Consider the following 11,516-nt stretch of genomic DNA (forward strand, 5'->3'; position numbering starts at 1 on the left):
ATGGCCAGTTCCAGGGCATCGTCGGCGCCGACCTGTCGGTGAACTTCATCCAGGACATGCTCGTGGCCGCCGATGGCAAGTTGTACGACGGCGCCGGGGAAATGGCCTTGCTCTCCAGCAACAATCGACTGGTGGCCTTCACCCAGGACCCGAGCAAACTCGGAGAAAAGGCCAGCGACCTGCTGGACGCCAGCGCACTGGATAACCTCGCCAAGCTGGGCGTCGGCGAAGTGCGCTATGACATCGACGAAGCACACGGGCATATCGAGGTGTACATGCCGTTCGGCATCGGCGAGACCAACGCCCGCTGGACGCTGATGTTGCAGCTGCCACTGAACGCGGTCATGGCCGACCTGCAAGCGCTGCAGAAAGACCTCGACCACCAGCGCCAGGCCGACATCTTCGGCATGGCGATAGTGGGCCTGGTGATTGCCGGCATCGGTCTGCTGGTGATCTGGCTGGTGGGCCACGGCATTGCCCGACCACTCAAGCAAATGGTGGCGATGCTCGATGACATCGCCCAGGGCGAAGGCGACCTGACCCGCCGCCTGGTGAGCGACCGCGCCGATGAGCTGGGGGCGATCGCCAGGGGCTTCAATACCTTCCTGAGCAAGTTGCAGGGCATGATCACCCAGGTGGTGACCTCGGTGCAGAGCGTCAGCGATTCGTCGGAGCACACCGCCGATATCGCGATCCGCACCAACCAGGGCGTGCACAAGCAGATGTCAGAGATCGATCAAGTCGCCACCGCCGTGCACGAAATGACCGCCACCGCCCAGGACGTGGCCCGCAACGCGACCCAAGCCGCCCAGGCCGCCAGCCATGCAGACCAGGCTGCCAGCCAGGGCATGCAGATCGTGCGGGACACTTCCACCTCCATCGGTGCCCTGGCCGTGGAAATCGGCAAGGCGGTGGGCGTGGTACAGACCCTGGCCAAGGACAGCGAGAACATCAACGCGATCCTCACCGCCATTCGCGGAATCGCCGAGCAGACCAACCTGCTCGCCCTCAACGCCGCCATCGAAGCCGCCCGTGCCGGTGAACAGGGCCGTGGTTTCGCGGTAGTCGCCGATGAAGTGCGCAACCTGGCGCAGAAGACGCAACAGGCGACCGAAGAAATCCAGACGATGATCCAACAGTTGCAACAAGGCACCCGGGATGTGGTGCGGGTGATGGAAGACAGCCAGACCCGCACCGACGAAAGCGTGCAGCATGCGGCGAAAGCGGCCCAGGCCCTGGAAACGATCACCCAGGCCGTGTCGGTGATCAACGACATGAACACCCAGATCGCCAGCGCCGCCGAGGAACAAAGCGCCGTAGCCGACGACATCAACCGTAACGTGATCAACATCGGGCAAGTGGCGAACGAAGTCGCCAGCGGCGCCGACGAATCCAGCGCGGCCAGCGCCGGGTTGACCAAACTGGCGGAGCAGCAGCGGCGGTTGATCAATCAGTTCAGGGTCTGATCCGAAGGCCCCATCGCGAGCAGGCTCGCTCCCACAGAGGATTGGCGGTGGAACGCCGACAGTGCGAACACCCCAAAACAACTGTGGGAGCGAGCTTGCTCGCGATGGCGTCGGTTCAGCCAACATCGAAGCGACTGACACTACGCCTTCGCGGGCAAGCCTGCTCCCACAGGGGATTTGCAGGGTTTCAGAGTTCGCCGAGGGCTTCGATCAGGGCCTGGTTCTGCTCCGGTGTACCGATGCTGATCCGCAGGAATTGGGCAATCCGCTCCTGCTTGAAGTGCCGCACGATCACCCCCTGTTCCCGCAGTTTCGCCGCCAACCCTGCCGCATCGTGCCGAGGGTGGCGGGCGAAGATGAAGTTGGCCGCCGAGGGCAGCACTTCAAAGCCCTTGGCTTGCAGTTGGGCCACGACCCATTCACGGTGCTCGATGACTAACCGGCAAGTCTTGTCGAAGTACTCGCGATCCTCGAACGCCGCCGCGCCGCCGACATTCGCCAGGCGATCCAGCGGGTAGGAGTTGAAGCTGTTCTTGATCCGCTCCAGCGCTTCGATCAGCTCCGGATGGCCCACCGCCAGGCCCACGCGCAGCCCCGCCAGGGAGCGGGACTTGGACAAGGTCTGGGTCACCAGCAGGTTCGGATAGCGATCCACCAGGCTGATGGCCGTCTCGCCGCCGAAGTCGATATAGGCCTCGTCGACCACCACCACCGAATCCGGGTTGGCCTTGAGGATCTGCTCGACCGCTTCCAGCGCCAGCAGGCAGCCGGTCGGCGCGTTCGGGTTGGGGAAAATGATCCCGCCATTGGGTTTGGCGTAGTCTGCCGGGTCGATCTGGAATTGCGCATCCAGCGGCACCGCATCGAACTGAATGCCGTACAGCCCGCAATACACCGGATAGAAGCTGTAGCTGATGTCCGGAAACAACAGCGGCTGGTCATGTTGCAACAGGCCGTGAAAAATGTGCGCCAACACTTCATCCGAGCCATTCCCCAGGAACACCTGGTTGCTCTGCACGCCGTAATAGCGGGCCACGGCGCCTTTGAGCAGGTCGCTGTTGGGATCCGGATACAGGCGCAGGTTGTCGTTCAGCTCGGTCTGCATCGCCGCCAGGGCCTTGGGCGATGGGCCGTAGGGATTCTCGTTGGTGTTGAGCTTGACCAAGCGGGTCAGCTTCGGCTGTTCACCCGGCACGTAGGGCACCAGGTTCTTGACGAACGGGCTCCAGAATTTACTCATTTCAGTTCCCCTGCCCTTCAATGGAAGGCTCGTCAAGAATGCGGTACTCGGCACTGCGCGCGTGGGCGCTCAGCGATTCGCCACGGGCCAGCACCGAAGCGGTCTTGCCCAGTTCGGATGCGCCCTGCTCAGAGCAGAAGATGATCGACGAACGCTTCTGGAAGTCATACACCCCCAGCGGCGACGAGAAGCGCGCGGTGCCGGAGGTCGGCAACACGTGGTTGGGACCTGCGCAGTAATCGCCCAGGGCCTCACTGGTGTGGCGGCCCATGAAGATCGCACCGGCGTGACGGATCTGCGGCAACCAGGCCTGCGGGTCGGCGACCGACAACTCCAGGTGTTCCGGCGCGATACGGTTGGCGACCTCGATGGCCTGCTCCATGTCGCGGACATGGATCAGCGCCCCACGGCCGTTGATCGAGGTGTTGATGATTTCGGCGCGGTCCATGGTCGGCAGCAGCTTGTCGATGCTGGCGGCGACCTTGTCGAGGAACTCGGCGTCGGGGCTGACCAGGATCGCCTGGGCGTCTTCGTCGTGCTCGGCCTGGGAAAACAGGTCCATGGCGATCCAGTCCGGATCGGTCTGGCCGTCGCACACCACGAGGATTTCCGAAGGGCCGGCGATCATGTCGATGCCGACCTGGCCAAACACGTGGCGCTTGGCGGTGGCGACATAGATGTTGCCCGGCCCGACCACCTTGTCGACCCGCGGCACGCTTTCGGTGCCATAGGCCAGCGCAGCCACGGCCTGGGCACCGCCAATGGTGAACACCCGGTCCACGCCGGCAATGCAAGCGGCGGCCAGCACCAGCTCGTTGATTTCACCCCGCGGGGTCGGGACGACCATGACCACCTCGGTCACGCCGGCGACCTTGGCCGGGATCGCGTTCATCAGCACCGAGGACGGATAGGACGCCTTGCCACCCGGCACGTACAGGCCGGCGCGGTCCAGCGGCGTGACTTTCTGGCCCAGCACCGTGCCGTCGGCTTCGGTGTAGCTCCAGGAGTCCTGTTTCTGTCTTTCGTGATAGTCGCGCACCCGGGAAGCGGCTTTTTCCAGGGCTTCGCGCTGGGGCACGGTGATCCGGGTCAGGGCCAGTTCCAGGCGCTCGCGCGGCAGGATCAGGTCGGCCATGGACGCCACTTGCAGGCCGTCGAATTTCTGGGTGAATTCCACCAGGGCGGCATCGCCACGCTCGCGCACGGCCTTGATGATGTCCAGCACCCGCTGATTGACCGAGTCGTCAGACACACTTTCCCAGCTCAGCAGATGATCCAGATGATGTGCGAAATCCGGATCGGCAGCGTTGAGTCGGCGAATCGAAGTGGGAGCGGTCATAGCGAGGGCCTCATTAATGGCAAATGCTCAGGCGCCCTAAGCTACCAGTCCATTCGCGTGGGCACCTGAGAAAATTGGCTATGACACGGATAGACGGGCGCGACTCAAGGTCGCGCAGGTGAATCAGCCGCGGTGTCGCGATTCCACTGCCTTGCGCAGGGTATCGATCAGAGCCTGGATACGGGCGTGCTGCATTTTCATCGAAGCCTTGTTGACGATCAGCCGGGAGGTGATGTCGGCGATGAAATCCTGGGGTTCCAGGCCATTGGCCCGCAGGGTGTTGCCCGTGTCGACCACGTCGATGATCTTGTCCGCCAGGCCGATCAGCGGCGCCAGTTCCATCGAACCGTACAACTTGATGATATCGACCTGACGGCCCTGCTCGGCGTAATAACGCTTGGCAATGTTGACGAACTTGGTCGCCACGCGCAAACGCCCCTTGGGCTCCGGCGCGCCGACTTTACCGGCGGTCATCAGCTTGCAGCGGGCGATCTGCAGGTCCAGGGGCTCGTACAGGCCCTGGCCGCCGTATTCCATCAGCACGTCCTTGCCGGCAACGCCCAGGTCGGCGGCGCCATGTTCCACGTAGGTCGGCACATCGGTGGCACGCACGATCAGCAAGCGCACATCGGCCTGGGTCGTGGGGATGATCAGCTTGCGGCTCTTGTCCGGATTCTCGGTCGGCACGATGCCCGCTTCAGCCAGAAGCGGCAGGGTGTCGTCAAGGATGCGGCCCTTGGACAGTGCGATGGTCAACATGGGAAACGTCAGTCCTTATCAAGGTACTCATGCCCGGTCGCAAGCGGCGCCGGACACACATCGAGGGTGCAACCACCCTCGATAAAACGAAATCAACGGACGCGTCCCTGCGCCCATGCAGCCGGAACTAGCCCGGCACGCGGCGGATCTTGGCGCCGAGCATCTGCAGTTTTTCTTCGATGCACTCATAACCACGGTCGATGTGGTAGATGCGATCGATCAGGGTATCGCCTTCGGCAACCAGAGCCGAGATGACCAGGCTGGCCGAGGCCCGCAGGTCGGTGGCCATCACTGGCGCGCCCTTGAGCTTCTCGGTGCCGGTCACGATGGCCGTATTGCCTTCCACCTGGATCTTGGCGCCCATGCGGTGCAGCTCGTAGACGTGCATGAAACGGTTTTCGAAGATCGTCTCGATCACCGCACCCGTGCCTTCGGCAATGGCGTTGAGGGAGATGAACTGCGCCTGCATGTCGGTCGGGAACGCCGGGTACGGAGCGGTCCGCACGTTGACGGCTTTTGGCCGCTTGCCGTGCATGTTCACTTCGATCCAGTCTTCGCCGCAGGTGACTTCGGCACCGGCTTCCTTGAGTTTCTCCAGGACGGCTTCAAGGATGGTCGGATCGGTGTCCTTGACCTTGACGCGGCCACCGGTGACCGCAGCGGCCACCAGGTAGGTACCGGTTTCGATCCGGTCCGGCATCACTTTGTAGGTGGCCGAATGCAGGCGCTCGACGCCATCGATGGTGATGGTATCGGTGCCAGCGCCGCTGATCTTGGCGCCCATGGCGATCAGGAAGTTCGCCAGGTCGACCACTTCAGGCTCGCGTGCGGCGTTTTGCAGCACGCTACGGCCCTTGGCCAGTGCGGCGGCCATCATGATGTTCTCGGTCCCGGTCACACTGACGGTATCGAAGAAGAAGTGCGCGCCGCGCAAGCCGCCTTCCGGCGCCTTGGCCTTGATGTAGCCGCCTTCGACGTCGATTACCGCGCCCATGGCTTCCAGGCCGCGAATGTGCAGGTCCACCGGGCGCGAGCCAATGGCGCAACCGCCAGGCAAGGCGACTTCGGCTTCACCGAAACGGGCGACCATCGGGCCCAATACCAGGATCGACGCACGCATGGTCTTCACCAGCTCGTACGGGGCGACCAGGGTCTTGATGGTGCGCGGGTCGATCTCGACGCTGAGCTTCTCGTCGATTACCGGCTCAATGCCCATGCGGCCGAACAGCTCGATCATCGTGGTGATGTCGTGCAGGTGCGGCAGGTTGGCCACGGTCACCGGGCCATCGCATAGCAGGGTCGCGGCCAGGATCGGCAGGGCGGAGTTCTTTGCCCCGGAAATACGGATTTCGCCATCAAGACGAACGCCGCCGGTAATAATCAGTTTATCCATAAGAATCTCGAGGCCCTTGGGCTCAGGTGCGCTCGGCCCAGGCCGCGCTGCTGAAAAATTTCATCGTGACCGCGTGGATGCTGCCATCGGCGATCCATGGGTTCAAATGGGCATAGATGCTCTGCTGACGCTTCACTGGGCTCAACGCCGCCAGTTCATCGCTGATCACGTTCAGCTGGAAGTTGCAGCCTTCGCCTTCAACTTCCACCTGCGTACCAGGCAGCTTTCCTTCTAGGAAGCTCTTCACTTCTACAGCCTGCATGCTCAACCTCAATCGGCGCCCTGTGCGCGCGGGTCGCACATCATACAAAAAAGCCCCGCGCCTGCGAACCCCGCGAAGCAGGACTCTGACGAGTAACGCTGGCCACTTGCTTGCGTGAATCATCATGGCGAGGGCGCTTGCTCCCGCCTGACTGCAAAGCTATCCCAATAAAAGCAGGGGCCGCTGCGCGGCCAGCGGGAGCAAGCTCCCTCGCCACAATGGGTCAGGGGTGCGCCAACAACTCGGTCAGTTCGCTGACCTGGGCTATTTCGCGCATGTCTTCGGGCATCCCACGGATGCTCCACGTTTTGCCGGCAGCCTTGGCGTCCCGCATGAAGCACAGCAGCAACGATAGGCCGACGCTGCTGGACTTCTGCACCGCCGAGCAGTCAATGACCACCTCGGCGGCACTGATGGACTTGATCAGCGCCTGGCCCTCCTTGCGCAGGGCCGGGCCCGTGCGGTAATCCAGCACGCCACTGAGCATCAGCACGCCAGCCTCACCCAGACGCACGGCCGATTCACTCACCGACTCGATCATTGCGCCTGCTTCTCTTCGGCTTCTTCGGCCACTTCCTTGGCCTTGGCGACCTCACCGGCCCAACCGTTGATGGTCTTGTCCAGATCGTTGCCATTGCGCTGCATCGCGTCGGCGAACTGATCGCGGAACAGCTTGCCGATGTTGATGCCATTGATGATCACGTTGCGCACCTTCCACTCGTCGTTGATTTTCTCGAGTGTGTAGGAGACAGGGTAGATCGCGCCGTTGTTACCCTTGACCTGCATATCGACGCTGGTGCGGGTGCCGCTTTCGTCCTTGGCCGGCGAAACGGTGATGCCCTGGTTGTTGTACTCAAGCAAGGCGTTGCCATAGAACTGCATCAGGCTGCGCTTGAAGTTCTCCTGGAAACGAGTCATCTGTGCCGGACTCGCCTTGCGCGAGTACTTGACGGTCATGATGCTCTTGGAGATGCCGTCAGCGTCCACCACGGGGCCGACGATGCCGTTCAGCGCGTCATAGAACGCACTCGGGTCCTGCTTGTACTTCTCTTTGTTGGCGGAAAGGTCCGCCAACAGACGGGTCGTCGTGTCCTGGATGATGTCATGGGCCGAAGGCGCAGCCACGGCGTTAGCCATCAACGGCAGCGCGGCGAGCAGCACCAACAGGCCACGTCGCAAGATAGAGATCATTCAAAAGCTCCTCATTTGGCGTCTTTGCTAACGGTATTGAGCAGGAATTTACCGATCAGGTCCTCGAGCACCAGGGACGACTGCGTGTCGTGGATGACACCACCGTCCTTGAGCACGGTGTCTTCCCCACCCACGCTGATGCCAATGTACTTCTCACCCAGCAGCCCAGCCGTGAGGATAGATGCAGTGGAATCAGTCGGCAGGTTATCCACGCGCTTTTCCAACTGCAGCGTCACCCGACCGGTGAAATCCTCGCGATTCAGATCGATTGCCGTGACCTTGCCGATAGTGACACCGGCCATGGTCACCTTTGCTCTGACCGTCAAACCGGCGATATTGTCAAAGTTGGCATAAAGTTTATAAGTATCGGTGCTTGCCGTCGGCGCCAGTCCACTGACCCGCAGGGCCAGCAGCAGCAAAGCCAGGATGCCAGCCAGCAAGAAAAGGCCGACACCGATTTCCAGGGTGCGGTTTTGCATCAGAAATCTCCAAACATCAAGGCGGTCAGAATAAAGTCGAGGCCCAGGACCGCCAGCGAGGCGTACACCACGGTCTTGGTTGTGGCACGGCTGATCCCCTCTGACGTGGGCTCACAGTCATAGCCTTGAAACACGGCGATCCAGGTCACGACGAAAGCGAATACGGCACTTTTGATCACGCCATTGAGGACATCGTCGAGGAAGTCGACGCTGTTTTGCATGTTCGACCAGTAGGAACCCTCATAGACCCCCAGCCAGTCGACAGCCACCCACGAGCCGCCCCAGATCCCCACGACGCTGAAAATCATCGCCAGCACCGGCAGGGAAATGAAACCGGCCCACAGGCGCGGGGCAATGATGTACTTGAGCGGGTCGACACCAATCATTTCCAGGCTGGACAACTGCTCGGTGGACTTCATGTTACCGATTTCGGCCGTCAGCGCCGAACCGGCACGCCCGGCGAACAGTAGCGCCGTTACCACGGGGCCGAGCTCACGCAGCAGCGTCAACGCAACCATCTGCCCGACCGCCTGCTCCGAACCGTAGCTGGACAAAATGCTGAAGCCCTGCAGCGCCAGCACCATGCCAATGAAGATCCCGGAGACCACGATGATCACCAGGGACATCACGCCCACCGAGTGCAACTGCTTGACCAGCAGGCCAAATCCGCCGCCCGTCGAGTTGCGACCGAGCAAGGCGTGCATCAGGAACAGCGAGGAGCGGCCCAGTACCGCCACCACATCCATACCCGAGCGACCAAACAGGCGAATTCTTTCCAACAGTGATTTCTTGCGCATCAGCGCTTCCCCAGCAGATCGGTACGGTAATCCGTGGCCGGAAAATGGAACGCCACCGGCCCGTCCGGATCACCCTTCATGAATTGGCGAATGCGCGGATTGTCAGAATCCGCCAGTTCCTGAGGCGTGCCCTGCCCCAGCACCTGGCTATCGCCAACCACATAGATATAGTCGGCAATGCTCGCGGTTTCGGCCAGGTCGTGGGAGACCACGATGCTGGTGATGCCCAGCGCATCGTTGAGCAGGCGGATCAGGCGCACGAGCACACCCATGGCGATCGGGTCCTGCCCGACGAAGGGTTCGTCGTACATGAGGATCTTCGGATCAAGGGCAATCGCCCGCGCCAGCGCGACCCGCCGCTTCATGCCGCCGGACAGCTCGTCGGGCATCAGGTCGAGGGCGCCCCGCAGCCCGACGGCCTGCAACTTGAGCAGGACGATGTCGCGGATCATCTCTTCCGGCAGCTCGGTATGGACCCGCAACGGGAACGCCACGTTCTCGAACACATCGAGATCGGTAAACAGCGCGCCACTCTGGAACAGCACGCCCATGTGCTTGCGCGCATCGAACAGGTCGCTGCGAGACAACTGGGGAAGATTCTGACCATTGACCCAGACTTCGCCGGCGCTGGGGCGCAGTTGTGCCCCGATCAGCCGCAACAGCGTGGTCTTGCCACACCCGGAAGGCCCCATGATGCCGGTGACCTTGCCGCGCGGAATGCGAATATCGATGTCATTGAAAATGCTGCGCGTCCCTCGCTTGAAGGACAGTCCCTTCAGCTCGACCGCGTAGGCGTTGTCGGCACTCATCTAAACTCCTTGCGATGCAGCCTCACATTCGAATGCCCTGGGCAGCCGACAAGCGCCGGTACCGCCGGGCACGCGAACCGGCGGCGAACTATATCACTGCAACGGCCAAGCGCCCAAGGCCAACGCCCCGCCTGTTAAGCTTGGCTTAAGGTTAAAAGCCACATTTTATGTCGAACCTTGCGGCCCCTCGAACAAAGCATGACGAACTTACGTGAGGGAATTGTTCATTGCCGCTATAATCGCCGCCTTTTCATCGGGCTATACGATTTCTGACATGAGCCAATCCAGCGACCTGATTCAATCGGCACAACGTACCATCCGCCTCGAGCTCGAAGCCGTGCAAGGCTTGCTGCCCCATATCGACGCTAATTTCGTACGCGCCTGCGAGATGATTCTGGCCAGCAAAGGCCGGGTGGTCGTGGTCGGCATGGGCAAGTCCGGGCACATCGGCAACAAGATCGCCGCCACCCTCGCCAGCACCGGCACCACAGCCTTTTTTGTCCATCCGGCCGAAGCCAGCCACGGAGACATGGGCATGATCACCCGGGACGACGTCATCCTGGCCCTGTCCAACTCCGGCTCCACCAATGAGATCATAACGCTGCTGCCGCTGATCAAGCGCCTGGGCATCCAGTTGATCAGCATGACCGGCAACCCGGACTCGCCGCTGGCCAAGGCCGCCGAAGTCAACCTCAATGTTCATGTCGAACACGAAGCCTGCCCGCTGAACCTGGCACCGACCTCCTCCACCACCGCGGCCCTGGTCATGGGCGACGCCCTGGCCGTGGCGCTGCTGGAAGCCCGGGGCTTCACCGCGGAAGATTTCGCCTTTTCCCATCCCGGTGGCGCCCTCGGCCGTCGCCTGCTGCTGAAAGTCGAAAACGTGATGCACGCTGGCCAGGATTTGCCACAAGTGCTGCGCGGCACGCTGCTCAAGGACGCCCTCATGGAAATGACCCGCAAAGGACTGGGCATGACGGTGGTCCTGGAGACCGACGGCAAGCTCGCCGGGATCTTCACCGACGGCGACCTGCGCCGCACCCTGGACCGCACCATCGACATCCACAGTGCGACCATCGAGCAAGTCATGACGCCCCACGGCAAGACCGCCCGCGCCGAGATGCTCGCCGCCGAGGCCCTGAAGATCATGGAAGACCACAAGATCAGCGCCCTGGTGGTCGTCGACGACGAAGACCGTCCGGTGGGTGCCCTGAACATGCACGATTTGCTGCGTGCGGGAGTCATGTAAATGAACACAGACCTGTTGCAACGCGGCCAAGCCATCAAGCTGGCGGTTTTCGATGTGGACGGCGTGCTGACCGATGGTCGCCTGTACTTCCTTGAAGACGGCAGCGAGTTCAAGACGTTCAACACCCTCGACGGCCAAGGCATCAAGATGTTGATGGCCGCCGGCGTGCAGACCGCTATCATCAGCGGCCGCAAGACCCCGGTGGTCGAGCGGCGCGCGAAGAACCTCGGCATCCCGCACCTTTACCAGGGACGCGAAGACAAACTGGTGGTGCTGGACGAGCTTCTGGGTCAACTCAACCTAAGCTATGAACAGGTGGCCTACCTCGGTGACGACCTGCCAGACCTGCCGGTGATTCGCCGGGTCGGCCTGGGCATGGCGGTCGCCAACGCGGCCAGCTTCGTCCGCGAGCACGCCCACGGCGTCACCACGGCGCGAGGCGGCGAAGGTGCGGCCCGCGAATTCTGTGAACTGATCCTGCGCGCCCAGGGCCACCTCGAAGCGGCCAACGCCGCGTACCTGTGAGCCATTT

13 protein-coding genes and 1 pseudogene are annotated in these 11,516 nt (G+C 62.0%); 4 read left to right on the top strand and 10 right to left on the bottom strand.

Annotation, left to right across the window (positions count from 1 at the left end):
- Window positions 1-407 precede the first annotated feature (407 nt).
- Window positions 408-608, top strand: a pseudogene (locus V7773_RS30485) (HAMP domain-containing protein); the annotation flags it as partial.
- Window positions 609-722: 114 nt separating this feature from the next.
- Window positions 723-1,466, top strand: coding sequence for a methyl-accepting chemotaxis protein (locus tag V7773_RS30490; RefSeq protein ID WP_371856178.1), 744 nt, complete (start codon window positions 723-725; stop codon window positions 1,464-1,466).
- Window positions 1,467-1,653: 187 nt separating this feature from the next.
- Here the strand turns inward: V7773_RS30490 and hisC are convergent, their stop codons facing one another.
- The 10 genes from hisC to V7773_RS15205 all read right to left on the bottom strand — a co-directional run bounded on the left by hisC (window position 1,654) and on the right by V7773_RS15205 (window position 9,735).
- Window positions 1,654-2,706 carry a histidinol-phosphate transaminase gene (gene hisC / locus V7773_RS15160; protein ID WP_336074043.1) on the bottom strand — a complete coding sequence of 351 codons (1,053 nt, stop codon included), beginning with the start codon at window positions 2,704-2,706 and terminating at the stop codon, window positions 1,654-1,656.
- A gap of 1 nt (window position 2,707) precedes the next feature.
- A complete protein-coding gene (gene hisD / locus V7773_RS15165) occupies window positions 2,708-4,045 on the bottom strand; it encodes a histidinol dehydrogenase (RefSeq protein ID WP_336074044.1) in 1,338 nt (445 codons plus the stop codon).
- A gap of 123 nt (window positions 4,046-4,168) precedes the next feature.
- Window positions 4,169-4,804 (bottom strand): ATP phosphoribosyltransferase, encoded by a 636-nt coding sequence (gene hisG / locus V7773_RS15170; protein WP_003197870.1) that lies wholly within the window; start codon window positions 4,802-4,804, stop codon window positions 4,169-4,171.
- A 127-nt stretch (window positions 4,805-4,931) separates the two neighbouring features.
- Window positions 4,932-6,197 (bottom strand): UDP-N-acetylglucosamine 1-carboxyvinyltransferase, encoded by a 1,266-nt coding sequence (gene murA / locus V7773_RS15175; protein WP_003197868.1) that lies wholly within the window; start codon window positions 6,195-6,197, stop codon window positions 4,932-4,934.
- Between the two features lie 22 nt (window positions 6,198-6,219).
- Window positions 6,220-6,459, bottom strand: a complete 240-nt coding sequence (locus V7773_RS15180) for a BolA family protein (RefSeq protein ID WP_007953556.1) — start codon at window positions 6,457-6,459, stop codon at window positions 6,220-6,222.
- A 223-nt stretch (window positions 6,460-6,682) separates the two neighbouring features.
- Window positions 6,683-6,988, bottom strand: coding sequence for an STAS domain-containing protein (locus tag V7773_RS15185; RefSeq protein ID WP_063325164.1), 306 nt, complete (start codon window positions 6,986-6,988; stop codon window positions 6,683-6,685).
- Between the two features lie 8 nt (window positions 6,989-6,996).
- Window positions 6,997-7,650, bottom strand: coding sequence for an MlaC/ttg2D family ABC transporter substrate-binding protein (locus tag V7773_RS15190; protein WP_336074046.1), 654 nt, complete (start codon window positions 7,648-7,650; stop codon window positions 6,997-6,999).
- 11 nt (window positions 7,651-7,661) lie between these two features.
- Window positions 7,662-8,129, bottom strand: coding sequence for an outer membrane lipid asymmetry maintenance protein MlaD (gene mlaD / locus V7773_RS15195; protein ID WP_003178020.1), 468 nt, complete (start codon window positions 8,127-8,129; stop codon window positions 7,662-7,664).
- Entirely contained in the window at window positions 8,129-8,926 is a 798-nt protein-coding gene (mlaE, locus tag V7773_RS15200; RefSeq protein WP_336074047.1) for a lipid asymmetry maintenance ABC transporter permease subunit MlaE, read from the bottom strand. Before mlaE ends, mlaD begins: the two co-directional genes overlap by 1 nt.
- Complete coding sequence (locus V7773_RS15205) at window positions 8,926-9,735, bottom strand: ATP-binding cassette domain-containing protein (protein WP_072346979.1); 810 nt, start codon at window positions 9,733-9,735, stop codon at window positions 8,926-8,928. The genes mlaE and V7773_RS15205 overlap by 1 nt, the downstream gene beginning before the upstream one ends.
- Before the next feature lie 274 nt (window positions 9,736-10,009).
- Here V7773_RS15205 and V7773_RS15210 point away from each other — a divergent pair, with 274 nt between their 5' ends.
- Together V7773_RS15210 and V7773_RS15215 are read left to right on the top strand one after the other, a co-directional pair.
- Window positions 10,010-10,984 carry a KpsF/GutQ family sugar-phosphate isomerase gene (locus V7773_RS15210; protein ID WP_336074048.1) on the top strand — a complete coding sequence of 325 codons (975 nt, stop codon included), beginning with the start codon at window positions 10,010-10,012 and terminating at the stop codon, window positions 10,982-10,984.
- Window positions 10,985-11,509: a KdsC family phosphatase gene (locus V7773_RS15215; protein ID WP_063322910.1), complete on the top strand. Its 525-nt coding sequence runs from the start codon at window positions 10,985-10,987 to the stop codon at window positions 11,507-11,509. It begins immediately after the preceding gene.
- Window positions 11,510-11,516 lie beyond the last annotated feature (7 nt).

This window comes from Pseudomonas sp. 3JA (assembly GCF_036961705.1).
In the GTDB taxonomy this organism is placed as follows: Bacteria; Pseudomonadota; Gammaproteobacteria; order Pseudomonadales; family Pseudomonadaceae; genus Aquipseudomonas; species Aquipseudomonas fluorescens_Q.

Coding starts and splice junctions, on each gene's coding strand:
- hisD (WP_336074044.1), bottom strand. CDS start 4,045: ATGACCGCTCCCACTTCGATTCGCCGACTCAACGCTGCCGATCCGGAT.
- hisC (WP_336074043.1), bottom strand. CDS start 2,706: ATGAGTAAATTCTGGAGCCCGTTCGTCAAGAACCTGGTGCCCTACGTG.
- murA (WP_003197868.1), bottom strand. CDS start 6,197: ATGGATAAACTGATTATTACCGGCGGCGTTCGTCTTGATGGCGAAATC.
- V7773_RS15190 (WP_336074046.1), bottom strand. CDS start 7,650: ATGATCTCTATCTTGCGACGTGGCCTGTTGGTGCTGCTCGCCGCGCTG.
- V7773_RS15210 (WP_336074048.1), top strand. CDS start 10,010: ATGAGCCAATCCAGCGACCTGATTCAATCGGCACAACGTACCATCCGC.
- mlaD (WP_003178020.1), bottom strand. CDS start 8,129: ATGCAAAACCGCACCCTGGAAATCGGTGTCGGCCTTTTCTTGCTGGCT.
- V7773_RS30490 (WP_371856178.1), top strand. CDS start 723: ATGTCAGAGATCGATCAAGTCGCCACCGCCGTGCACGAAATGACCGCC.
- V7773_RS15215 (WP_063322910.1), top strand. CDS start 10,985: ATGAACACAGACCTGTTGCAACGCGGCCAAGCCATCAAGCTGGCGGTT.
- mlaE (WP_336074047.1), bottom strand. CDS start 8,926: ATGCGCAAGAAATCACTGTTGGAAAGAATTCGCCTGTTTGGTCGCTCG.
- V7773_RS15205 (WP_072346979.1), bottom strand. CDS start 9,735: ATGAGTGCCGACAACGCCTACGCGGTCGAGCTGAAGGGACTGTCCTTC.
- V7773_RS15180 (WP_007953556.1), bottom strand. CDS start 6,459: ATGCAGGCTGTAGAAGTGAAGAGCTTCCTAGAAGGAAAGCTGCCTGGT.
- hisG (WP_003197870.1), bottom strand. CDS start 4,804: ATGTTGACCATCGCACTGTCCAAGGGCCGCATCCTTGACGACACCCTG.